This window comes from Azospirillum picis (genome assembly GCF_017876115.1).
Classification (GTDB): domain Bacteria; phylum Pseudomonadota; class Alphaproteobacteria; order Azospirillales; family Azospirillaceae; genus Azospirillum; species Azospirillum picis.
Map to the genome: position 1 here is coordinate 23,318 of NZ_JAGINO010000005.1, position 22,644 is coordinate 45,961.

The following is a 22,644-nucleotide window of genomic DNA, read 5'->3' on the forward strand; positions in this document are numbered from 1 at the left end:
GGAGGGACGATCATCACGCCGAGACCAGTTCTTCCAGGGAACGCTCGATGATGTCCAGACCTTCGTCGATCAGGGCGTCCGAGGCGGTCAGCGGAACCAGCACGCGGATCACGTTGGCATAGGTGCCGCAGGACAGCAGGATCAGCCCCTTCTCCGCCGCCTTGGCGACCAGCGCCTTGGTGAGGTCGGCCGCCGGCTCCTTGGTCTCGCGGTCAGTCACCAGTTCCATCGCGACCATGGCGCCGAGGTTGCGGACGTCGCCGACCACCGACAGGCTGTTGCGCTGGCCCATGGCCCGGAAGCGGCCGGCGATGCGCTCGCCGATCACCTCGGCGCGCTCGCAGAGCTTCTCCTCCTCGATGGCCTCGATCACCGCCAGCGCGGCGCTGGTGGCCAGCGGGTTGCCGCCGTAGGTGCCGCCGAGGCCGCCCGGAACCGGGGCGTCCATCAGGTGCGCCTTGCCGGTGACCGCCGACAGCGGGAAGCCGCCGGCCAGGCTCTTGGCCATGGTGACGAGGTCGGGCTCGATCCCGGCATGCTCGACCGCGAACAGCTTGCCGGTGCGGGCGAAGCCGGTCTGGATCTCGTCGACGATCATCACGATGCCGTGCTTGTCGCAGACGGCGCGCAGCGACTGGAGGAAAGCCGGGGAGGCGATGTTGAAGCCGCCCTCGCCCTGCACCGGCTCGATGATGATCGCGGCGACGCGGGCCGGATCGACGTCGGACTTGAAGAGGTTGTCGAGCGCCTTCAGGCTCTCGGCCTCGCTGATGCCGCGGTAGGGATTGGGGAAGGGAACGTGGAAGATCTCGGCCGGGAAGGGGCCGAAGCCGACCTTGTAGGGCACGACCTTGCCGGTCAGCCCCATGGTCAGCAGGGTGCGGCCGTGGAAGCCGCCGGAGAAGGCGACGACGCCGGGGCGGCCGGTGGAGGCGCGGGCGATCTTCACCGCATTCTCGACGGCTTCGGCGCCGCTGGTGAAGAAGGCGGTCTTCTTCGGCGTCGGGCCGGGGACCAGCGTGTTCAGCTTCTCCGCCAGCTCGACGTAGCTGTCGTAGGGCGTGACCATCGCGCAGGTGTGGGTGAAGCGGTCGAGCTGGGCCTTGACGGCCTCCATCACCTTCGGATGGCGGTGGCCGGTGTTCAGCACGGCGATGCCGCCGGCGAAGTCGATGAAGCGCTTGCCCTCGATGTCCCACAGCTCCGAATTCTCGGCGCGCTCGACATAGACCGGCAGGCCGGCGGACACGCCGCGGGAAACGGCGGCTTCGCGCCGCGCGACGTAGGACTGGTTGGTGGTCATGATCGTTTCAATCCTTGGAGCAAATCGGGCCTTGGAGCAAATCGGGCAAGCGTCAGGCGCCGAGGCCGACGCAGAGGTATTTGACTTCCATGAAATCATCGAGGCCGTACTTGGAGCCTTCGCGGCCGATGCCGGACTCCTTGACCCCACCGAACGGGGCCACCTCGGTCGAGATGATGCCCTCGTTGATGCCGACGATGCCGTATTCGAGCTTCTCGGCCACCCGCCAGACGCGGCCGATGTCGCGGCTGTAGAAATAGGCGGCGAGGCCGAATTCGGTGTCGTTGGCCATGCGGATGGCCTCTTCTTCCGTCTCGAACTTGAACAGCGGGGCGACCGGCCCGAAGATCTCCTCGCGGGCGACGCGCATCTCGGTGGTGATGCCGGTGAGGATGGTCGGTTCGAAGAAGGTGCCGCCCAGCGCGTGGCGCTTGCCGCCGAGCGCGACCTTGGCGCCCTTCTCCAGCGCATCGCCCATCAGCTCCTCGACCTTGGCGACGGCGTCGGCGTTGATCAGCGGCCCCTGGGTCACGCCGGCCTCGACGCCGTTGCCGACCTTCAGCGCCTTGACGGCCTCGGCCAGCTTGGCGGTGAAGGCGTCGTAGACGCCGGCCTGCACCAGCAGGCGGTTGGCGCAGACGCAGGTCTGGCCGGCATTGCGGTACTTCGACGCCATGGCGCCCTTGACCGCCTCGTCGAGGTCGGCGTCGTCGAAGACGATGAAGGGGGCGTTGCCGCCCAGTTCCAGAGACACCTTCTTGACCGTGCTGGCGGCCTGCCGCATCAGCAGCTTGCCGACCTCGGTCGAGCCGGTGAAGCTGACCTTGCGGACGATCGGGCTGTGGGTCAGCTCATGGCCGATGGCGACCGGATCGCGCCCCATGACGATGTTGAAGACGCCGGCCGGCATGCCGGCACGCTCGGCCAGTTCGGCCAGCGCCAGGGCAGACAGCGGCGTGTCCTCGGCCGGCTTGACCACGACGGTGCAGCCGGCGGCGAGCGCCGGGGCGCACTTGCGGGTGATCATGGCGTTCGGGAAGTTCCACGGCGTGATCGCCGCGACGACGCCGATCGCCTCCTTCAGCACGACGATGCGCTTGTTGGCCGCGAAGGACGGGATCACGTCGCCATAGGCGCGCTTGCCCTCCTCCGCGAACCACTCGATGAAGGAGGCGCCATAGACGACCTCGCCGCGCGATTCCGCCAGGGGCTTGCCCTGCTCGGCGGTCATCAACTGCGCCAGATCCTCCTGGGCGGCCAGGATCAGCTCGTACCAGCGGCGCAGGATAGCCGCGCGCTCCTTGGCGGTCTTGGCCTTCCAGGCCGGCAGCGCGGCGTCGGCGGCGTCGATCGCCTCGCGGGTTTCGGCCGCCCCCATGTCGGCGACCTCGGCAATGACGGCGCCGGTGGCCGGGTTGGTGACCGGGAAGCTCTTCCCGGAATCGCCCGCGCGCCACGCGCCGTTCACGTAGCCCTTGGTACGGAGAAGGCCCTGGTCGTTCAACGACAGCATGTTCGATCGCCCTGGATGAGAGTGTGTGGACCTGCGGTCCGCATACGTCAGAATTCCTTTTATTTTCAAGGGATTCTGCTATGGGTCCTGGATCATGGAAAGAAGCGTACCATGTTTAATAAATTAAACAACCCCTGTTTAACTGTTCATATTCTGATGACGGGGTTGCGCGAATGGGCTATTGCGTTGACGGCAGTGGAGCAGGAGTCCGGAGATGGAATTCGACGTCGGCGCAAGGTTGAAGCAGATCCGCGAGCAGCATGGGCTGTCGCAGCGGGCGCTCGCCCAGCGGGCCGGGGTGACCAACGGCACCATCTCGCTGATCGAGCAGAACCGCAGCAGCCCGTCGGTGTCGTCGCTGCGCAAGGTGCTGCAGGGAATCCCGATGACCCTGGCCGAATTCTTCTCCTCCGACGACCTGCCGCCTCCCGAGCAGATCTTCTTCAAGGGCACCGAGCTGATCGAACTGGCCGGCGAGTTGAAGGGCACCGTCGGCCAGGTTTCCTTCCGTCAGGTGGGCGACCTGCGCAGCCGCAACCTGCAGATCCTCCACGAACGCTACGCTCCCGGCGCCGACACCGGCCGCACCATGCTGCAGCATGAATCGGAAGAGGGCGGCATCGTCATCAAGGGGCAGATAGAACTGACGGTCGGTGACCGCAAGGAACTGCTCGGGCCCGGCGACGCCTATTTCTTCGACAGCCGCATTCCCCACCGGTTCCGCAACATCGGCGAGATCGAGTGCGAGCTGATCAGCGCCTGTACCCCTCCCTATCTGTAAGCGTCCGCACCTGTAAGCGTCCGCTGGCCCCCTCCCTCCCGCTCTTGCGAGCGGGTACCTCCCTCCCCCGCTTTGCGGGAGAGGGGGAAATTTGCGATGCGGCGGAGTTCCCTCTCCCGCGAAGCGGGGGAGGGTCAGGGAGGGGGCACCCCCCCCCTTACCCCGCGTTCCCCTTCAGCCGCTCGTTGCGCCGGCGCAGCAGTTCGATCACCGACAGCAGGCAGACCGAGACCACCGTCAGCACCACCGCGACCGCGGTGATGGTGGGGCTGATGTTCTCGCGGATGCCGGCGAACATCTCGCGCGGCAGGGTGCGCTGCTCCGGTCCGGCGAGGAAGAGGACGGTCACAACCTCGTCGAAGCTGGTGGCGAAGGCGAACAGCGCCCCCGATGCCAGGCCGGGCAGGATCAGCGGCAGCACCACCTTGCGGAAGGTCAGCAGCGGCGGTGCCCCCAGCGAGGCGGCGGCCCGCATCAGCGTCATGTCGAACCCCTGCAAGGTCGCCGACACCGTGATGACGACGAACGGCGTGGCCAGCGCGGTGTGCACCAGGATCAGGCCGAGGTAGTTGCCGGTGAGGCCGAGCGGCGCGAAGAAGAAGTAGACGCCGACCGCGGTGATGACGACCGGCACCACCATCGGCGACAGCACCACCGCCAGCACCACCGGCTTCCATCTGCTCTTCCACTGCGCCAGCCCCAGCGAGGCCAGCGTGCCGAGCGCCATCGACAGGACGGCCGAGGCGACGCCAATGATGACGCTGTTCTTCAGCGAGTTCATCCACCGCGCCGAGTGGAGGAAATCCTCGTACCAGCGCAGCGACAGCCCCGGCAACGGGTAGGTCAGGTAGGTGCTCGAACTGAAGGACAGCGGCACGATCGCCAGGATCGGCGCCATCAGGAAGAAGAAGACCAGCGTGGAGGCGACGATCGTCGTGATCCAGGCGATGCGCTGGCTGGCGGTCTGGGGCGAGTGGTTCGCGCTCAATTCTTCAGCCCTCCCGTCGTCTGGCGACCGAGCGCCAGCTTGCCGTAGACCACCGCCAGCACCAGGGTGGACAGCAGCAGCACCGCCCCCAGCGCCGAGGCGAGGCCCCAGTTGACCGTTTCCGTGGTGTAGAAGGCGATGAAGGAGGAGATCATCTGGTCCGCCGCACCGCCGACCAACGCCGGCGTGATGTAGTAGCCGATGGCCAGGATGAAGACGAGCAGGCAGCCGGCACCGATGCCCGGAATGGTCTGGGGCAGGTAGATGCGCAGGAAGGCCGTGGCGGGCGGGGCGCCCAGCGAGGCGGCGGCGCGCATGTAGGCCGGCGAGATCGACCGCATGACGCTGTAGAGGGGCAGGATCATGAAGGGCAGCAGCACATGGGTCATCGCCATGTAGACGCCGAACCGGTTGTAGATCAGCCGCAGCGGCTCGTCGATGATCCCCAGCCATTGCAGGGAGCCGTTGACGATGCCTTCGCTCTGCAGGATCACGATCCAGGCGCAGGTGCGCACCAGCAGCGAGGTCCAGAAGGGCAGCAGCACGAAGATCATCAGCAGGTTCGACCGGCCGGTCGGCAGGTTCGCCAGCAGATAGGCGACCGGGAAGCCGAGCAGCAGGCACAGCGCGGTGACGCCGAAACCGATGGTGAAGGTGCGGGCGAAGACCTCGCGGTAGATCGCCTGGTCGGCCGGAGCGGCGGCGATCGCGCCGTCGGCGTCGCGGGTCAGGTCCACCGCCGCCAGCAGGTAATAGCTGGTGACCGGACCGCTGGCGCTCCTGATCGCGGCCCAGCTCTCCCGCTCGCCCCAGGCCGGGTTGAGGCCGATGAGCGTCTCCCTGGCGGTGCCCGGGGCCGGCTGGTCCTTCAGCTTGCGTGCGGTCGACAGCAGCGTGGTGCGGTAGCCGTTGACGACATAGTTCAGCCGTTTGGCGGCGATCGCCAGCGTTCCGGCCTCGCGCGCCGTGCGGATGTCGGCGGCGAGCGCCGCGAAGGCGCCTTCTTCGGGCAGCCCCCTGCCGTTCCACTGCTCCAGCGCCGCGACCGTCTGCGGCAGCACCTGCGGCACTTCCCAATCGTCCACCGACTTCCAGATCATGCCGGCCAGCGGCACGACGAAGGTGAACAGCAGGAAGACCAGCAGCGGCAGCACGAGACCGAGGGCGCGGAACTGCCGGGTCCGCTCGGCCCGTTTCAATCGACGCTTCAACGGCACGTCGGCGCCGGCAACGAAGGCGGCTGTCATCGGCATTGTCCTGTCGGAAAGTCCCTTTCCCCTCCCGCGGCGGGAGGGGCGCTCAGCCGGCCGGCCCAAGGCCGGCCGGGCGCCCGGCACACCGGGCGAGCGGGTTCCGCCGCTTCGCGGCGGGACCCCTCCCCCTCGCCGGACCGGCAAAGGGGGAGGCACTCGTCAGGCGCTTACTTGGCCGCCCACTTGTTGAAGCGTTCGGTCAGGCGGTCGATGTTCTCCAGCCAGAAGTCGGTGTTGATCTCGATCGCGGTCTTCATGTTGTCGGGTGCCGTCGGCAGGTCGGCCAACTCGGCCTTCTGCAGCAGCGACGGCGCCTTCTTGTTGGAGGTGCCGTAGGCGATGCCCTGCGACAGCTTGGCCTGGTTCTCGGCCTTGCCGACGAAATCGAGGAACTTGTAGGCCGCATCGACGTTCGGGCTTCCCTTCAGGATGACCCAGCTATCGATGGTGTAGAGCGCGCCGTTCCACACCATGCCGAAGTTCTTCTTCTCGTTCTTGTTGGCGGCATCGATGCGGCCGTTGTAGACCGAGGTCATCACCACCTCGCCGGAAGCCAGGAGCTGCGGCGGCTGGGCGCCGGCCTTCCACCAGACGATGTCGTTCTTGATGGTGTCCAGCTTCTTGAAGGCCCGGTCGATGCCGGCTTCGGTCGACAGCGTCTTGTAGACGTCGGACGGGGCGACGCCGTCGGCCATCAGCGCGATTTCGAGCGTGGTCTTGGCACCCTGGCGCAGGCCGCGCTTGCCCGGATACTTCTTGGTGTCGAAGAAGTCGGCCCAGCTCTTCGGCGCGTCCTTCAGCTTGTCCTTGTCGTAGCCGAGCACGAAGTCATAGACGATGGCGCCGACGCCGCAGGGGTTGACGGTGGCCGGCAGGTAGCTGTCCTCGCCGCCGATCCGCGAGAAGTTCATCTTCTCGTAGAGCCCCTCGTCGCATCCCAGCGCCAGCTCCTCGCTCTCGACCTGCACGACGTCCCAGGTGGAGGCGCCGCCCTGGACCTTGGCGCGCAGGACGCCGACGCCGCCGTCCCAGGACTCGTCGTTCATCGGCGTGCCGGTGGCCTTGAACGGCTCGAAATAGACCTTCTTCTGGACGTCCTGGTAGGCGCCGCCCCACGAAACGACGGTCAGGTCGCGGGCGCTGGCGACCGACGCCAGTGCCGAAACGGCAGTGAAGGTTGCGACGAAACCAAGAGCGACCTTGAACTTCGACATGATCCCCGTCCTTTTAATCGTGGTTGTTGTTGGCGGAAGGCATCCCGGCGCCCGAGGAACCACGTCCTCAGACCGGATCGAGCGCCCGGCAGTCCTCCGGGCGGAAGGCGATGTAGACGTCCTGGCCGGGCGCCAGCCCGGCATAGGTGCCGGCCGGCAGCTTGACCATGAATTCCGGATTGGCGGGCGACCGCAGAACCGCCAGCGTGTGGTCGCCGAGATAGATCAGGTCGGTCAGCGTCGCCGGCAGCCGGTTCAATCCCGCATCCCCGGAATCGCCGGTTTCGATCGCCACCCGCTCCGGCCGCACCGACAGGGAGGTGCGGTTGCCGGGGCCGCCGACATTCACCGCCTGCGCCATCACGGTGCCGCCGGCGTCGAGCGCGACGCGCGCCCAGGCCTGTTCGATATTTTCAACAACCCCGCCCAGAACGTTGTTCTCGCCGATGAAGTTCGCGACGAAGCTGTTCACCGGACGCTCATAGAGGGCATCGGGCCGGTCGATCTGCTGGACGATGCCGTCGTTGAAGACCGCGATCCGGTCGGACATCGTCAGCGCCTCCCCCTGGTCGTGGGTGACGTAGACGACGGTCAGGCCCATCGTCTCGTGCAGGCGCTTGATCTCCAACTGCATGTGCTCGCGCAGCCGCTTGTCGAGCGCGCCGAGCGGTTCGTCCATCAGCACCAGGGCGGGATTGAACACCAGGGCGCGGGCCAACGCCACGCGCTGCTGCTGGCCGCCGGAGAGCTGGCCCGGCCGGCGGCCAGCCAGGTTGCCCAGCTTGATCATGTCGAGCGCGTTGGCCACCCGCTCCTTCACCTGCGTCTTCGGCACGCCGCGCACCGTCAGCGGGAAGGCGACGTTCTCCTCGATCGTCAGATGCGGGAACAGCGCGTAGTTCTGGAAGACCATGCCGATGTCGCGCTTGTGCGGCGGCACGTTCTTGATCGGGCGGTCGCCGATGAAGATGTCGCCGTGGGTGGGCACCTCGAAGCCGGCGAGCATCATCAGCGTGGTGGTCTTCCCCGACCCCGACGGCCCGAGCAACGTCAGGAACTCCCCCTTGCGGATGTCGAGGTCGAGGCTTTTCACCACGAGATGCTCGCCATCGTAGGTCTTCTGCACCCCTGTGAAGCGCACCAGGGCTTCTGTCGTCGCGATCATCCCGCCGTCCATCCGTCCGCTCCCGTCCGAGTGACCCCGGCCATCGGGATGCCACCCCTGGCCAGGTTCGTCCTGTTGCCCAGACGGTACCATGCGTTTAAGAAAATAGACAAGAGGAATGGCTATATCATAATCAATCGAACAGTCTGCCTATTTTTTGTGCAAATGCGAAGGCCATGCCCAAGCTTGAAGCGGCAGTGTGCTCCAACGGCGTGCGATTGAGAAGACCGATGATCGCACGGCTCGACTGACCGTGCCGCGAACAGCGGCGCCCCGCAAGCGGAAACGAGGCGAATCGCGGCCTCCGCGACCCGCCCCGCCTCCGGCGCCCTGTCGGTGGCGGGGCCGCCGCCGAGGTCAGCGGTTGTGGGCGGCCTGGCTGTAGACGAAGCTGTCGAAGCCGTTTTCAGCCACGCGGAACCACAGCCGCTCCTCTTCCAGGAAGGGCTTCCAGGCGTCGTAGACCTTCTTGAAGCGCGGATTGCTGGCCGCCAGCTTGTCGTAGAAGTCGAAGGACGCCTTCTCGCAGGCCTGCATCATGTCGCGCGGGAAGGCGCGCAGCACCGCCCCGCCGGCCACCAGCCGCTTCAGCGCCGAGGCATTCACGGTGTCATATTTGGCGATCATCCAGGTGTTGGCCTCCCAGCAGGCCTGCTCCATGATCGTCTGGTAGGATTTCGGCAGCGACTGCCAGGCCTGCATGTTGAACATCAGCGGAATCTGCGCCGAGCCCTCCCACCAGCCGGGGTAGTAGTAGTATTTGGCGACCTTGTGGAAGCCCAGCTTCTCGTCGTCGTAGGGTCCGACGAACTCCGCCGCGTCGATGGTGCCGCGCTCCAGCGCTGGATAGATGTCGCCGCCGCCGATCTGCTGCGGCACCAGCCCGAACGGGGTCAGGATCTGGCCAACCAGGCCGCCGATCCGCATCTTGAGGCCCTTCAGGTCATCCAGGCTCTTGAGCTCCTTGCGGAACCAGCCGCCCATCTGGGCGCTGGTGTTGCCCGCCGGGATGTGATGGATGTTGTAGTCCTTGAACACCTCGCGCATCAGCTCCAGCCCGCCGCCATGCATCATCCAGGCGATGTGCTGGCGCGTGTTGAGGCCGAACGGCATGGCGGTATCGAAGCAGAAGGTCGGATCCTTGCCGACGTAGAAATAGGCCGCCGACTGCCCGCACTCGACGGTGCCGTTCTGAACGGCGTCCAGCACCTGCAATGCCGGCACGATCTCGCCCGCCGCGAAGGTGCGGATCTGGAACTTGCCGTCGGTGGCGTCCGATACGCGCTTGGCGATGTATTCCGCGGCGCCGTAGATGGTGTCGAGGCTCTTGGGATAGCTGGACGCCATGCGCCACTTGATCTCGGGCTGCGTCTGGGCGATGGCCGGAGCCGCAACGGTTCCGGCGGCGAGACCGACCCCGGCACTCGTAAGGAACGCACGCCTTTTCATGATGGAGCTTCTTCCCGCTTGGTTGCTTCGTTGGGCGGCCATGATAGCGCAGCCTGCCGTCGGAGCTATCCCCTTTGCGGCCCTCCGGACTGTACGGAAGTGGATGATTTAGGGTCAGAACGAAAAATCCAGCCGCTGGGGCTGGATTTTCGGCGACGCAGCATTATTGTTTGTTTCGATCGCCTTTCAGGCGTTTCCTCCCTAAACTCGGGCCGCGGCTCTATAGCTAGCGGCCTTTTCCTTTTTACGCAATATGCTGAAAGTCAGCCCGCCGAACTTTTCCGGCGGGATTTGCGGCTGCCTGCTTTCGCTCCCCCGGTACCCGGAGCGGCGGGAGCAAAAAGTGTCCGCGCATAGGCCGTCCGGCGGTTTCCCTTGACGTTGTCGGCGCGTGTCGCGAAGAGTGGCGCCCGACTCAACCGAACCGCCGCCGTGAGGTCTCGCGATGACGCCCCTTGGACGGCCAAGCGGCAACAGGCACCGCCGGAGCAGCCCGCTGGGCCTGCGCGCCACGGTGGCGATCACCCTTGCCCTCCTGGTGCTCGGCACCACGCTTGCCAAGGGGCTGGTCATCGGCAACGGCGCCGCCGACGCGCTGGCGCGCGAGATCGGCGCGTCGATGACCGGGTTGGCGCAATCGCTCGCACGGCAGCTCGATTCGACCATGTGGGCACGCGCGAACCAGTTCGCCGCACTGGCCCGGATCGAGGCGCTGCAGGACCCCGCCGTCGCCCAATCGACCATCGACGAGTTGAAGCGCCGTGATTCGACCATCGCCTGGATCGGCATGACCGATGCGACGGGGCGGGTCGTCGCCGCGTCCGACGGGCTGCTGCTGCATGCCGACATCGCCAGCCGCCCCGTCCATCAGGAAGGCATGAAGGGCCTGTTCGTCGGCGACGTGCACGAAGCGGTGGCGCTGAAGGGAAAGGTGAAGTACCTGAGGGACGAGACGCCGAAGTTCGTCGATGTCTCGGCACCACTGCGCAAGGCCGACGGCACGGTCGCCGGCGTGCTGGCCGCGCATTACAGTTGGGCCTGGGCCCATGCCTCGATCCGCGAACTGACCGAGCCGCTGGGCGACCACAAGAGCCTGACGCTTTACATCCTGTCCGCCGACGGCACCGTGCTGATCGGCCCCGACAGCGCGGTCGGAAAGCCGCTGCCGGTGCCCTCGCTGCTCGAAAAGCCGCAGGACGGCTGGCGCACCGACGTCTGGCCGGATGGCGTGGCCTATGTGACGGGCGTCGCCCACGGCAAGGGGCTGCATGATTATGCCGGCCTCGGATGGACCGTGGTCGCCCGCCAGCCGGCCGACGTCGTCTATGCCGAAACCCACCGGCTCCAGTTGATGATCATCGTGTCGGGACTCGTGCTGGCCGTGCTGTTCAGTGTCATCGGCTGGTTCGCCGCCGGCCGCATCGCCCGGCCGCTCAGCGCCATCGCCGACGCGGCCGAGCGCATCCGCCAGGGCGAACACGGTGTCGTCATCCCCGAGGCCGGCGGGGCGGCGGAGATCCGCCGGCTGTCCGTCTCTCTGCGCGACCTGATCGACAGCCTGACCAACAAGGATGCCGCGCTGATGCGGCTGGAGGACATCGCCTACGAGGACCGGCTGACGGCACTGCCCAACCGCCGCTACTTCGAGCAATATGTCGAGGCGTCCACCGGCGGCGACGGGTCGGCGACCGTGATGTACATCGACCTCGACGGCTTCAAGCCGATCAACGACCGGCTTGGCCATGATGCCGGAGACACCGTGCTGCGGCAGGTCGGCGGCCGCCTGGCCACCATTTTCCGGGACGACGACGTCGTCGCCCGGCTTGGTGGCGACGAGTTCGCGGCCGTTCTGCCGCGCCGTGCCGGCCGGCCGGCTCCCGACCTTTCGGGACTTGCCGACCGCGTCATCGCCGTCGTCAACGAGGCGGTGTCGGTCAACGGCGAAAAGGTCCGCGTCGGCTGCTCGATCGGCATATCGGCTTGGCCGGAGGACGCCGCCGACATGCACACCGTGATGCGCTACGCCGACGCGGCGCTCTACAAGGCGAAGCGCGACGGACGCAACCGCGCGGTGCGGTGGAGCCGCGAGGTTGCCGACGCGGCGTCGCACTGATGGCCGGCGGCCGGACGCCGCCGCCTCGCCTCCCGCTACAGGCTGCGGACCAGCCGGTTCATGAAGCCGAGCTTCTCGATCACCGCCGGCGACAGGATGAAGGGATAGAGGTCGGGCTGCCCCATGCTGCGGTTCAGGCTGTTCACGGCATAGGTCAGCGGCAGCCACGGCTCGATCAGGTCGTCGATGTCCTTCGCCTTGTGCGGATTGAAATCCACCTCGGCCTGCAATTCCGCTCCCTCGGTGATGCGCGGGCGTACCTTCAGGCCAAAGGCACGCGCGGTTTCCAGCGTGTCGACGATGTGAAGGTAATGGGCCCAGGTTTCGGCGAAGTCCTCCCAAGGGTGTGCGGTGGCGTAGGAGCTGACGTAGTTGGCCTGCCAGTCCGCCGGCGCACCGTCGGCGTAATGGCGCTTCAGCGCCTCGCCGTAATCCTCGCGCTCGTCGCCGAACAGCGCCCGGAAGCGCTCCAGCACCGCCGGATCGTCGCGCACCAGGCGATCCCAGACATAGTGGCCGATCTCGTGGCGGAAATGCCCCAGCAGCGTGCGGTAGGGCTCGCCCATCGCCGTGCGCCGCTTCTCGCGCTCGGCGTCGTCGGCCTCGGCGACATTGATGGTGATCAGGCCATTGGCGTGGCCGGTCAGCACCGGTGTCACGGTGCCGTCAGGCGCCACCGTATCGGCGAGGAAATCGAAGGCCAGCCCCTCCTCCGGATTCTCGATCCGGGTCTGGAGCGGGAGCTTCAGGTTGGTGAGCGTGTAGAAGAGATGGTGCTTCGCCAACTCCAGCTTGCGCCACAGCGTCAGATTGGCGGTGTCCGACAAGTCGGGGATCGTGCGGTTGTGGCGGCAGGCGGCACAATGGGTATCCGCCGAATCCGCCGGAAGCATCCAGTTGCACGCATTCAACTCGGCATTCGCGCAGAATTTATAGAGCGGCTCGGTGGTGGCAAGCGCGCTCCACACGCCGTCATGGTCGGTCGGATCGATCGCCGACAGCGTGGCGGCGTCCGGCAGGTAGCCCAGCCGGTATCCGCAGCGTTCGCACAAGGTATTCTCGAAATAGAGCGGCTGGTGGCAGTTCTGGCATTCGAAGAGTTTCATGGCCGTGCTTTCGTCTGCCTTCCCCGCTGCGGGGAAAGAAAGGTCCAGTCTTTCCTTCGGTTCCGCACCTTGGACACCGCGCCGCGCGGGGTGCCCGATCCGGGAACCGGCCGGACCGGCTTCGGCCCTCGTCCCCGCTTCGACGGGGACGAGGGCCGGGAGCGCGCGAGGCGGGTCGCAGCAGTGCGGTCACCGGCTCGGACATCCCGCTCCGGGGGTGACGGCTTCCGCCACCGCCCGGCGGGCGACGGCTACCGGTCGGCCGAGGGCTTGGTGTCCCCCTTGCCAGCTCCTGTGACCGTCCCCCGGTCCGAGGACGAGAGGGCTTCCTCCGCCTTTGCCGGCTCCTCCTTCCCGGTGGGGTCCTCGGGCTTTTCCGGCTCGCTGTCCTCGCCGAAGGACACCGCCGCCGGACTTTCGGCAACGCTGCGCAGCGCACGGGCGGCCCGGCGGAGCGCGAAGGAGGTCTTGCCTTCCGGTTCCAGCGCCAGCAGCAGCAGCGAGCGGCCGGTCACCATATAGCCCTCGCCGGTGTTGACGCGCGGCACCTCGTCCGGATCGGGCAGGTTGGTGTCGACCAGACAGCGCCAGACGCTGCCGCCGGTCACCTCCGGCAGGGTGAACTCCACGACGTCATGGTGCGAATTGATGACCAGCAGCAGGGTCGCATCCATCGCCGGGCGCTTTATCCCGCTGGCCTGCGCACGGCCGTCCAGCAGCATGCCCAGGCAGCGGGCGTTGCCGTCGTGCCAGTTGCCCTCCGCCATCTCGTCGCCCGCGGGGGTCAGCCAGGTGACGTCCTTGACATCGAACTCCGCGTTGTATTCACCCGACAGGAAACGACCCCGGCGCAGCATCGGGAAGGACTGGCGCACCGCGATGACGCGGCGGACGAACTCGATCAGCGACTGGCCGTCCTCGTCGATGTCGTCCCAGTTCAGCCAAGCGGTCTCGTTGTCCTGGCAATAGGCGTTGTTGTTGCCGTGCTGGGTGTTGCCGAACTCGTCGCCGGCCAGCAGCATCGGCGAGCCCTGGGAGAGCAGAAGCGTCGCCAGCAGGTTGCGCTTCTGGCGCTCGCGAAGCGCCTTGATCTCCGGATCGTCGGTCGGCCCTTCCGCCCCATGGTTCCAGGACAGGTTATGGGAATGGCCGTCGTTGTTGCCCTCGCCGTTCGCCTCGTTGTGCTTGTCGTTGTAGGAAACGAGGTCGTTCAGCGTGTAGCCGTCATGGGCGGTGATGAAGTTCACGCTGGCCCAGGGCTTGCGCCCACGCTTGTTGAAGACGTCGGCCGAGCCGCAGAGACGCGGCGCCACCTCCGGCAGCTTGCCCTCGTCACCCTTCCAGAAGGCCCGGACGGTGTCGCGGAACTTGTCGTTCCATTCCGCCCAGCCTGGCGGGAAGTTGCCGACCTGATAGCCGCCGGGGCCACAGTCCCACGGCTCGGCGATCAGCTTGACGCTGTTCAGGATCGGGTCCTGCAGGCAGCTATCGAGGAAGCCGCCGCCCTCGTCAAACCCGTAGGGCTCGCGGCCGAGAATGGTGGCGAGGTCGAAGCGGAAACCGTCGACATGCATCTCCGTCGCCCAGTAGCGGAGACTGTCGGTGACCATCTGCAAGACGCGCGGGTGGCTGAGGTTGACGGTGTTCCCGGTTCCCGTCTCGTTGATGTAGTAGCGCTTCTGGTCCGGGATCAGGCGGTAGTAGGAGGCGTTGTCGATGCCCTTGAAGGACAGGGTCGGGCCGCGCTCGTTGCCTTCGGCGGTGTGGTTGTAGACGACGTCGAGGATCACCTCCAGCCCGGCATTGTGGAGATGGGCAACCATCTCCTTGAATTCCTTGATCGCGTTGCCGGACGCGGCGTAGCGCGGCTCCGGCGCGAAGAAGCCGATGGAGTTGTAGCCCCAGTAGTTGGCCAGTCCCTTGTCGACCAGATGCTGGTCCTGGACGAAGGCGTGGACCGGCAGCAGCTCGACCGAGGTGATGCCGAGCGACTTGATGTAGTCGACCACCTCCTTCACCGCCATGCCGCCATAGGTGCCGCGCAGGCTGTCGGGAACCGCCGGGTGCAGCTTGGTGAAGCCCTTCACATGGGTTTCATAGAAGATCGTGCGATCCCAGGCGGTGCCCGGCTTGTGGTCGCGGCCCCAGGTGAAGGCGGGGTCGATCACCTTGCATTTCGGCATGAAGGGCGCGCTGTCGCGCTCGTCGAAGGTCAGGTCGTCGCCCGATTCCATCACATAGCCGAAATGGGCGGGGTTCCAGCGGATCTCGCCGACCAGTTCCTTGGCGTAAGGGTCGAGCAGCAGCTTGTTCGCGTTGAAGCGATGGCCGTTCTCAGGCTCGTACGGCCCATGGACCCGGTAGCCGTAGAGCAGCCCGGGGCGGGCGTCGGGCAGGTAGCCGTGCCAGATCTCGTTGGTGAATTCGGGAAGCTCGATGCGCTCGAGTTCCTCTTCGCCGCTTTCATCGAACAGACAGAGCTCGACCTTGGTCGCATTGGCCGAGAACAGGGCGAAGTTGACGCCCAGCCCGTCCCATGTCGCACCCAAAGGAAAGGGCAATCCTTCACCCAGCCGCGTCGCTTGCCTCAGGATATTTGCCATGATTGCCCGCTTCTCCGCCTCGTCCACGTGTCGCCCGCCCAGACAGTGAGATGGGCGGTGCGAGCCTTCAACCCGGCCGATGGGCGCTTGTTCCTTCCTGCCGACCCCCCATCCTTTGGGATGAGGGCGGCCAGGGTCAGGCCGCCGCCGTCCCCGCCGGAAGCCGGCCGCGCAGCAGCCCCGCCAGATCGGCGAGGCCGCGGGCGCGCGGGTCGCTGGCGCGCCACGCCAACCCGATGGTACGGCCAGGCGGATCACCGTCAAACCCGCGATACGCGACCAGCCCACCGACGTCGGCCGCGCCGCCGCCGGCGGTGCGCGTCGCCAGCAGCGGCATCAGCGTGCAGCCCGCACCGGCGGCCACCATGTGCCGCAGGGTCTCCAGCCCGGTGGCATGCACGCCGCCGCCGCGGGCAGTCAGGCCGCAGGCGGCCAGCGCCTGGTCACGCAGGCAATGCCCCTCCTCCAGCAGCAACAGTTCGCTGGGATCGAGGTCGTTCAGGTTCAGTCCCGGAGCGCCGCACAGCCGGTGCCCGGCAGAGTGGGCGAGCAGGAAGGGCTCGAAGAACAGCGCCTCGGCCGTCAGCCCCTCGCCCTCGACCGGCAGGGCCAGCAGCACGGCGTCCAGCCGGCCGTCGCGCAGTTCCTCCAGCAGCCCGTCGGTCCGGCCCTCCGACAGGATCAGCGTCAGATCGGGCCAGCGGGCGCGCAGCGGCGGCAGCACATGCGGGAACAGGTAGGGGCCGAGCGTGTGGATCGCCGCCAGCCGCAGCCGGCCGACGAGGCCGCCGTCGGACCCGTCGGCCAGCGCCAGCAGCCGCCGCGCCTCGTCGAGCACGACGCGTGCCTGGCTGACGATCGCTTCGCCGCACGGCGTCAGCAGGACCTTCCGGCTGGTCCGCTCGAACAGGGCGACGCCGAGTTGCTCCTCGAGCTTGCGGACCTGGGCGCTCAGTGACGGCTGGCTGACGGCACAGCGCTCCGCCGCCCGGCCGAAGTGGCGCAGCTCGGCGACGGCGACGACATATTCGAGGTCACGCAGCGACAGCCCTGCGAGAATCATAGGTGATGCCTATTGGAACGTTTCCTTCAATGTCTTGGATATATCGTTCAAGACGCGGGATATCCATTGGCGAAGAATGACGCAAGCCAGAGCGCAACCGCCAAAGCGAGGATGATCCCGATGAGCACCCTGACCACCAGCTTCGGCCAGCCCGTTCCCGACAACCAGAATTCGCTGAGCGCCGGACCGCGCGGACCGCTGCTGCTGCAGGATTTCCACCTGATCGAGAAGCTGGCCCACTTCAACCGCGAGCGCATTCCCGAACGCGTCGTCCACGCCAAGGGCGCCGGCGCCTACGGCAGCTTCCGGGTCACCCGCGACGTGACGGCCTGGACCAAAGCCGCCTTCCTGTCGGGCGTGGGCAAGGAGACGCCTGTCTTCCTGCGCTTTTCCACCGTCGGCGGCGAGAAGGGGTCCGCCGACGCCGACCGCGACCCGCGCGGCTTCGCCGTGAAGTTCTACACGGAGGAGGGCAACTACGACCTGGTCGGCAACAACACGCCGGTCTTCTTCCTGCGCGACCCGCTGAAGTTCCCCGACTTCATCCATACCCAGAAACGCAACCCGGCGACCAACCTGAAGGATCCGGTCGCCATGTGGGACTTCTTCTCGCTGTCGCCGGAGACGATGCACCAGGTGACCATCCTGTTCAGCGACCGCGGCACCCCGCGCGGCTACCGCCACATGGACGGCTTTTCCAGCCACACCTTCTCGTGGATCAACGCCGCCGACGAGCGCTTCTGGGTCAAGTACCACTTTAAGACCCGCCAGGGGATCCAGAACCTCACCGCCGAGCAGGCGGTCGCCATGGCCGGCATCGACCCCGACCATGCGACCCGCGACCTCCATGCCGCGATCGAGGACGGCGATTTCCCGGCTTGGACCGTCTCGGTGCAGATCATGCCGGAAGCCGACGCCGAGACCTACCACCTGAACCCCTTCGACCTGACGAAGGTGTGGCCGCACGGCGACTATCCGCTGGTCGAGATCGGCGAACTGGTGCTGAACCGCAACCCGGAGAACTTCTTCGCGGAGACCGAGCAGGCCGCCTTCAGCCCGGCCAGCGTGGTGCCCGGCATCTCCTTCAGCCCGGACAAGATGCTGCAGGGCCGGCTGTTCGCCTATGCCGACGCCCACCGCTACCGCCTTGGCGGCAATTACGCGCAGATCCCGGTCAACACGCCTCAGGGCTGTCCGGTTCACAACTACCAGCGCGACGGCGCGATGCGGGTGGACGGCAACGGCGGCGGACGGCCGAACTACGAGCCCAACAGCTTCGGCGGTCCGGCCCAGACCGGCATTCCGAGCGAGCCGCCCCTGCGCATCACCGGTGACGCCGCCCACTACGACCACCGAGCCGGCAACGACGACTACGCCCAGGCCGGCGCCCTGTTCCGCCTGATCGGGGCGGAGGCGCAGGACCGCCTGATGGACAACATCGCCGGCTCGCTGATCAAGACGCCGCTGTTCATCCAGGAGCGGCAGGTCAGGCACTTCATGGCCGCCGATCCCGCCTATGGCGCCGGCGTCGCCAAGCGCCTGGGCCTGACCGTCGCGCAGGCGGCGGAATGAGGCGTCGCGCCGGCCCTCCGCGGAAGGGGCGCCGGCGCCATCCACCGGACCACCCGCCCCATCCAAACGGCATGGGGTCCGCATCGGTGAAGACAAAGCCGCATCGCCCGTCCTAAAGTCCGGCTTCAGCGCGACGGCGACACGGAAGGCATGGCACGCGACCGGAAAAGCGACGGGGGGACCGGGAACCTGACCGGGAAGGGACTCGACACCCTTCTGGCGGCGGCGGAGACGTTGCCCCATGCGGCAGAGGACGGCTGGCGGCTCGACCTGTTCAAGGTGGCGCTCCGCATCGCCCGCTCGACCGAATCGACCGTCGACCTCGACCGCGCCAACCTCGCCTTCCGGACGTTGCCGCCGCGGCTGCGCAATCCGCTGATCGACCGGGCGGCGGCACTCGCCCGGCGTGAGGCGGAGCGCGCCGCCAGCGCCGCCGACCAGGAGCAGGAGGCGCCGCGCGGTCCCGGCCTGCTCGGCGGGCTGTTCCGCCGCTCCGCCGGCCCGGCAAGCCGCCGCACCGCGCGGGAGCGCCTGCTGCGCGAGCTGACCACCCGCCGCGACCCCGATGACGACCGCGAAACGTGACGGCGGACAGGCTGCGACGGTCCCCTGCCGGCCCCTTACCGGCGGCGTGCTGACGGCATACGCCCATCCGGCCGCTTGCCCTCCTTCTGCGCTCTCCTGCCGCGTCGAAGGTCACAGCCGGGACGGTTTACGGCCGATCCGGAATGTGCAAAGGTCGCTACCTCCTAATCGGGCTTACCCAAACGATAGAACTGAACGATGACCGGGGGTTCCGTGCGTCGCCTGAAGCCGTTGCTGACCTGCGCCGCCTTGACCGCCCTGCTGAGCGCCTGCGCCAGCGGCGGCGATTCGCATCGCGTTGCCTCTCCGGCGGAAATCGACGCCCATGTCGCGGAGGCATCCAAGCGGTTCGACATGCCGGAGCTGTGGATCCGCGAGGTCATCCGCCAGGAGAGCGGCGGGCGCACCACCGCCAACGGCCAGCCCATCGTCAGCAAGGCCGGGGCCATGGGCCTGATGCAGGTGATGCCCGCCACCTACGACGAGATGCGGCGCAAGCACAATCTCGGCTCCGACCCGTTCGATCCGCATGACAACATCATCGCCGGCACTGCCTACCTGCGGGAGATGTACAACCTGTTCGGCGCACCGGGCTTCCTGGGCGCCTACAACTGCGGCCCCGGCTGCTACGGCGATTATCTCGCCGGCAAGCGCAGCCTGCCCGGCGAAACCAAGCGCTACATCGCCTCGGTCGGGCCGAGGCTGAACCGCGTGCCCGCGCCCAACGGCGCCGACATCGTGCTGGTCAGCGCGCCCTCCACCGATTCGCCACCGGATTACGGCTCCGCCTACGCGGCGCCGCGGCCGGCACCCGCCTACACCCCTCACCCGGCGGCGGCGGTGCGCAGCCGGCCACCGGTCAGCGTCGCCGCGCTGCCGCCGCCGGCCCCCACGCTGGTGTCGGCCCCGGCGGCGGTGCGGGTGGTCGCGCCCGACACCTCGACGTCCGGCAGCCCGGCGCCGCGCCCGGCGCTGGTTTCGGGCGCCTCCTCGGGGGCGAAGCTCGGCGGCGGCGTATGGACGGTCCAGCTCGGCGCCTTCCGGTCGCCCGACGACAGCCAGCGCGTGATCGACCGCGCCCGCAACTCCATGCCGACGCTGGCGCGCAGCCAGCGCCTGGTCCAGGCGGTAGACACCCAGACCGGCCCGCTCTACCGCGCTCGCCTGTCCGGCCTTTCGCAGCAGGAGGCCGCGACGGCCTGCAACGGCCTCGTCGCCGCCGGCATGGCCTGCTTCGTGGTGGCGCCGGGCGCCTGACCCGCGTTCCCGGCCCGCTCAACCCACAGGGAGCTGGCCGGGTGACGCGACGGTCCCGTCCGCCCCGGCCTGCAGATACTCCAGGAACGCCCGCTCGGCCCGGTTCAGCTTCGCCTGTTCGTTCCAGATCAGGTGGACGTTGACCGGGGCGACACCCTCGTAGGGCGGCAGTTCCCACAGCAGGCCGTCGTCGACGTCGCGGCTGGCGATGTGCTCCGGCAGCGGGCCGATGCCGAGGCCGCAGACGATCATCCGCCTCACCTCCTCCAGGTTGGCCGAGGACGCCACCACCCGGCCGGCGAAGCCCTCGCGCGCGCGGAACAGGGTCAGCGGCGACAGGGCGCCGTCGATCTGGTCGGACGTGAAGGATACGAAGTTCTCGTGCCGCAGTTCCGCGATGTCGATGTCGCGCTTGCCGAACAGGCGGAAGTCCGGCCCGCAATAGAGCCGATAGGTCTGGCGCAGGAAGATGCGGCTCGACAGGCCGGGAATGGGCTCGCGCAGCAGGCAGATCGCCATCGCTCCCACCCGCTGCTGCAAGGCGATGTGGGCATCGGCCGAAGCCATCACGTCGATGCGAAAGGTGACGTTCGGGTACATCCGGTGGAAGTCCCGCAGCGAGCCATCGAGCAGCGGGGTCTGGATGCGGCTGGTCATCAGGATGTGGACATGGCCGCTGACCTCGTCCTTGGCGTCGCGGACCAGCGCGCCGAGCCGGGAGACCGTAGCGTGGATCGACACCGCCTCGTCATAGACCTGCTCGCCGGCGGCGGTCACGGCGAATCGCCCGTGACCGCGGTCGATCAGCGTGCGGCCGAGCTGTTCCTCCAGCCGCTTCAGCGCCAGGCTGACGGCCGGCTGCGTCAAAAACAGGCGAACCGCCGCCTTGGTTATGCTTCCTTCCTGCACGATCACCATGAAGGTGCGCAGCAGGTTCCAGTCCATCTGCTGGCCCAGACGGGCCAATGCCTGCCGTTCCGCCTCGGTTTCGCGCACCGTGCCACCCCTTCCCCTTCCATCCGTCAGCGGGGCACCTGCCCGGCCGCTCAAATTCTACACCCGCCTAAATTCTACGCATGTGAATGCGCAGTGAGCAACTGCGGCATAAATCAAACTCATGCGCGAAATGAAAAATGCTTATTTGCCTCATCGCCTGCCGCCCCGCCTAATCGCTGCATGGCAGCTCCCAAACAACGCCGCCCCAGGACGAATATAGCACCGATGACGGTCGCCCTATCCACTTCGGACGGGTCGCGCGACCACGGTTTGGACTTCTCCCGTCCGGTGCGGCGATATCCAGAGGCACCGTGCCGGCTACCGACCGAAGAGGATTCGGAATGACACGAGACAGCGCCGACAACCTCGACAGGGCATTGCCGGACTGCGGCCTGCGCAGCGCCATCCTGGACGCCGCCGACTCCGTTCAGGCGGACTGCGTTGGCCTGCTGTCGGACCTGGTGCGCCAGCCCTCCACCCTCGGCAACGAGGCGGGTGCCCAGGCGGTGATGGCCGACCGCTTCGCCGCACTCGGCCTGGAGGTCGACCGCTTCGAGGTGGACGAGGCGGCGATCTCCCGCTTGCCCGGCTTCTCGCCGCCGGTGCTGCCCGGTGCCTATGCCGGCCGCGAGAATGTCGTCGGGATCCACCGCCCACGCGAGGCCAGGGGGCGGTCGCTGATCCTGAACGGCCACATCGACGTGGTCCCCGCCGGCCCGGCGGAGCTGTGGACCACCCCGCCCTTCGAGCCGCGGATCGCCGACGGCCGGCTGTACGGCCGCGGGGCCGGCGACATGAAGGCGGGAATCGCCGCCTACACCGCCGCCTTCGACGCCCTCGCCCGCCTCGGCTTCCGCCCGGCCGCGCCGGTCTACCTGCAGTCGGTGATCGAGGAGGAGTGCACCGGCAACGGCGCGCTCGCCTGCCTCCACCGCGGCTACCGTGCCGAGGCGGCGGTGATCCCGGAGCCCTTCAACCACTCGATCTCCATCGCCCAGGTCGGCGTGATGTGGCTGCGGCTGGTGCTGACCGGCACCCCGGCCCATGTGCTCGACACCTCTGCCGGCACCAACGCCATCGAAGCGGCCTATGCGCTCGCCGCCCGGCTGAAGGCGCTGGAGGTCCGCTGGAACGAGCCGGACTGCCGCCATTCCGCCTTCTGCGGCCACCGGCATCCGCTCAACATCAACCTCGGCCGGATCGAGGGCGGCGAATGGCCGTCGTCAGTCCCGACGCGCTGCACGCTCGACCTCCGGCTCGGCTTCTTCCCCGGGCAGGAGCCGGAGGCGGTCCGCGCCGAGGTTGCCCAGGCCGTCGCCGAGGCGTGCGACGGCGACCCGCTGCTGGCCGGCGTGCAGGTGGAGCTGCAGTGGAACGGCTTCCAGGCCGCCGGCTGCGACATCGACCCGGCTCACCCGCTGGTGACCCTGCTGGCCGACAGCCATCGCGCCGTACGCGGCGGCGAGCCGGAGCGGGTGGCGCTGACCTGCACCACCGACGCCCGCTTCTTCGCGCTCTACGGCGACACGCCGGCGACCTGCTACGGGCCGGAGGCGACGCGCATCCACGGCATCGACGAATCGGTGTCGCTGGACAGCCTGCGCGACGTCACCCGCGTGCTGGCGCTGTTCATCGCCGGCTGGTGCGGCCTGGAACGGATCTGACCCTCCCCTTCGCGAGACC

17 protein-coding genes are annotated in these 22,644 nt (G+C 67.7%); 6 read left to right on the plus strand and 11 right to left on the minus strand.

Translation table 11 applies throughout. The features are described from left to right. Positions 1 to 13: 13 nt before the first annotated feature. Together gabT and J2850_RS09040 are read right to left on the minus strand one after the other, a co-directional pair. Positions 14 to 1,303 carry a 4-aminobutyrate--2-oxoglutarate transaminase gene (gene gabT / locus J2850_RS09035; protein WP_209980808.1) on the minus strand — a complete coding sequence of 430 codons (1,290 nt, stop codon included), beginning with the start codon at positions 1,301 to 1,303 and terminating at the stop codon, positions 14 to 16. 52 nt (positions 1,304 to 1,355) lie between these two features. Beyond that, entirely contained in the window at positions 1,356 to 2,816 is a 1,461-nt protein-coding gene (locus J2850_RS09040; protein WP_209980810.1) for an NAD-dependent succinate-semialdehyde dehydrogenase, read from the minus strand. A 214-nt stretch (positions 2,817 to 3,030) separates the two neighbouring features. Between J2850_RS09040 and J2850_RS09045 the strand changes: the two genes are divergently transcribed. Further along, the gene (locus tag J2850_RS09045) at positions 3,031 to 3,597 is read left to right on the plus strand and encodes a cupin domain-containing protein (protein WP_209980812.1); all 567 of its coding nucleotides are present in this window, start codon (positions 3,031 to 3,033) and stop codon (positions 3,595 to 3,597) included. Between the two features lie 157 nt (positions 3,598 to 3,754). On the opposite strand, the gene J2850_RS09050 is transcribed toward J2850_RS09045, so the two are convergent. From J2850_RS09050 to J2850_RS09070, 5 genes are all read right to left on the minus strand, one after another. Further along, positions 3,755 to 4,585 (minus strand): ABC transporter permease, encoded by an 831-nt coding sequence (locus J2850_RS09050; RefSeq protein WP_209980814.1) that lies wholly within the window; start codon positions 4,583 to 4,585, stop codon positions 3,755 to 3,757. Further along, positions 4,582 to 5,832: an ABC transporter permease gene (locus J2850_RS09055; RefSeq protein ID WP_209980816.1), complete on the minus strand. Its 1,251-nt coding sequence runs from the start codon at positions 5,830 to 5,832 to the stop codon at positions 4,582 to 4,584. Before J2850_RS09055 ends, J2850_RS09050 begins: the two co-directional genes overlap by 4 nt. 173 nt (positions 5,833 to 6,005) lie before the next feature. After that, complete coding sequence (locus J2850_RS09060; protein WP_209980818.1) at positions 6,006 to 7,052, minus strand: ABC transporter substrate-binding protein; 1,047 nt, start codon at positions 7,050 to 7,052, stop codon at positions 6,006 to 6,008. A gap of 67 nt (positions 7,053 to 7,119) precedes the next feature. After that, positions 7,120 to 8,229 carry an ABC transporter ATP-binding protein gene (locus J2850_RS09065; RefSeq protein ID WP_209980820.1) on the minus strand — a complete coding sequence of 370 codons (1,110 nt, stop codon included), beginning with the start codon at positions 8,227 to 8,229 and terminating at the stop codon, positions 7,120 to 7,122. Between the two features lie 345 nt (positions 8,230 to 8,574). Then, positions 8,575 to 9,666, minus strand: a complete 1,092-nt coding sequence (locus J2850_RS09070; protein ID WP_209980822.1) for a TRAP transporter substrate-binding protein — start codon at positions 9,664 to 9,666, stop codon at positions 8,575 to 8,577. 445 nt (positions 9,667 to 10,111) lie between these two features. Here J2850_RS09070 and J2850_RS09075 point away from each other — a divergent pair, with 445 nt between their 5' ends. Then, positions 10,112 to 11,779 (plus strand): diguanylate cyclase domain-containing protein, encoded by a 1,668-nt coding sequence (locus tag J2850_RS09075; RefSeq protein ID WP_209980824.1) that lies wholly within the window; start codon positions 10,112 to 10,114, stop codon positions 11,777 to 11,779. 35 nt (positions 11,780 to 11,814) lie between these two features. On the opposite strand, the gene J2850_RS09080 is transcribed toward J2850_RS09075, so the two are convergent. From J2850_RS09080 to J2850_RS09090, 3 genes are all read right to left on the minus strand, one after another. Then, positions 11,815 to 12,885 carry a zinc-binding metallopeptidase family protein gene (locus J2850_RS09080; protein ID WP_209980825.1) on the minus strand — a complete coding sequence of 357 codons (1,071 nt, stop codon included), beginning with the start codon at positions 12,883 to 12,885 and terminating at the stop codon, positions 11,815 to 11,817. 251 nt (positions 12,886 to 13,136) lie between these two features. Beyond that, on the minus strand, positions 13,137 to 15,488 hold the full coding sequence (gene glgX, locus J2850_RS09085; RefSeq protein WP_209980827.1) for a glycogen debranching protein GlgX: 2,352 nt from the start codon (positions 15,486 to 15,488) through the stop codon (positions 13,137 to 13,139). Between the two features lie 136 nt (positions 15,489 to 15,624). Further along, positions 15,625 to 16,551 carry a LysR substrate-binding domain-containing protein gene (locus tag J2850_RS09090; protein ID WP_209980829.1) on the minus strand — a complete coding sequence of 309 codons (927 nt, stop codon included), beginning with the start codon at positions 16,549 to 16,551 and terminating at the stop codon, positions 15,625 to 15,627. 120 nt (positions 16,552 to 16,671) lie between these two features. On the opposite strand from J2850_RS09090, the gene J2850_RS09095 reads away from it, so the two are divergent. The 3 genes from J2850_RS09095 (at position 16,672) to J2850_RS09105 (ending at position 19,965) form a co-directional block, all read left to right on the plus strand. Beyond that, on the plus strand, positions 16,672 to 18,123 hold the full coding sequence (locus tag J2850_RS09095) for a catalase (protein WP_281414969.1): 1,452 nt from the start codon (positions 16,672 to 16,674) through the stop codon (positions 18,121 to 18,123). A gap of 150 nt (positions 18,124 to 18,273) precedes the next feature. Continuing rightward, positions 18,274 to 18,708, plus strand: coding sequence for a hypothetical protein (locus tag J2850_RS09100; protein ID WP_209980834.1), 435 nt, complete (start codon positions 18,274 to 18,276; stop codon positions 18,706 to 18,708). Between the two features lie 198 nt (positions 18,709 to 18,906). After that, positions 18,907 to 19,965 carry a transglycosylase SLT domain-containing protein gene (locus J2850_RS09105; protein ID WP_209980836.1) on the plus strand — a complete coding sequence of 353 codons (1,059 nt, stop codon included), beginning with the start codon at positions 18,907 to 18,909 and terminating at the stop codon, positions 19,963 to 19,965. Between the two features lie 18 nt (positions 19,966 to 19,983). Here the strand turns inward: J2850_RS09105 and J2850_RS09110 are convergent, their stop codons facing one another. After that, a complete protein-coding gene (locus J2850_RS09110; protein WP_307354593.1) occupies positions 19,984 to 20,961 on the minus strand; it encodes a LysR family transcriptional regulator in 978 nt (325 codons plus the stop codon). Between the two features lie 341 nt (positions 20,962 to 21,302). Between J2850_RS09110 and J2850_RS09115 the strand changes: the two genes are divergently transcribed. Beyond that, the gene (locus tag J2850_RS09115) at positions 21,303 to 22,625 is read left to right on the plus strand and encodes a M20 family metallopeptidase (protein ID WP_209980838.1); all 1,323 of its coding nucleotides are present in this window, start codon (positions 21,303 to 21,305) and stop codon (positions 22,623 to 22,625) included. Positions 22,626 to 22,644 lie beyond the last annotated feature (19 nt).

Bases quoted from the DNA above. Each gene is read 5' to 3' on its own strand.
- J2850_RS09075 (WP_209980824.1), top strand. From the start codon at position 10,112: ATGACGCCCCTTGGACGGCCAAGCGGCAACAGGCACCGCCGGAGCAGC.
- J2850_RS09105 (WP_209980836.1), top strand. From the start codon at position 18,907: ATGACCGGGGGTTCCGTGCGTCGCCTGAAGCCGTTGCTGACCTGCGCC.
- J2850_RS09095 (WP_281414969.1), top strand. From the start codon at position 16,672: ATGAGCACCCTGACCACCAGCTTCGGCCAGCCCGTTCCCGACAACCAG.
- J2850_RS09040 (WP_209980810.1), bottom strand. From the start codon at position 2,816: ATGCTGTCGTTGAACGACCAGGGCCTTCTCCGTACCAAGGGCTACGTG.
- J2850_RS09090 (WP_209980829.1), bottom strand. From the start codon at position 16,551: ATGATTCTCGCAGGGCTGTCGCTGCGTGACCTCGAATATGTCGTCGCC.
- J2850_RS09070 (WP_209980822.1), bottom strand. From the start codon at position 9,666: ATGAAAAGGCGTGCGTTCCTTACGAGTGCCGGGGTCGGTCTCGCCGCC.
- J2850_RS09045 (WP_209980812.1), top strand. From the start codon at position 3,031: ATGGAATTCGACGTCGGCGCAAGGTTGAAGCAGATCCGCGAGCAGCAT.
- gabT (WP_209980808.1), bottom strand. From the start codon at position 1,303: ATGACCACCAACCAGTCCTACGTCGCGCGGCGCGAAGCCGCCGTTTCC.
- J2850_RS09115 (WP_209980838.1), top strand. From the start codon at position 21,303: ATGACACGAGACAGCGCCGACAACCTCGACAGGGCATTGCCGGACTGC.
- J2850_RS09060 (WP_209980818.1), bottom strand. From the start codon at position 7,052: ATGTCGAAGTTCAAGGTCGCTCTTGGTTTCGTCGCAACCTTCACTGCC.
- J2850_RS09100 (WP_209980834.1), top strand. From the start codon at position 18,274: ATGGCACGCGACCGGAAAAGCGACGGGGGGACCGGGAACCTGACCGGG.
- J2850_RS09055 (WP_209980816.1), bottom strand. From the start codon at position 5,832: ATGACAGCCGCCTTCGTTGCCGGCGCCGACGTGCCGTTGAAGCGTCGA.
- J2850_RS09080 (WP_209980825.1), bottom strand. From the start codon at position 12,885: ATGAAACTCTTCGAATGCCAGAACTGCCACCAGCCGCTCTATTTCGAG.
- J2850_RS09065 (WP_209980820.1), bottom strand. From the start codon at position 8,229: ATGGACGGCGGGATGATCGCGACGACAGAAGCCCTGGTGCGCTTCACA.
- glgX (WP_209980827.1), bottom strand. From the start codon at position 15,488: ATGGCAAATATCCTGAGGCAAGCGACGCGGCTGGGTGAAGGATTGCCC.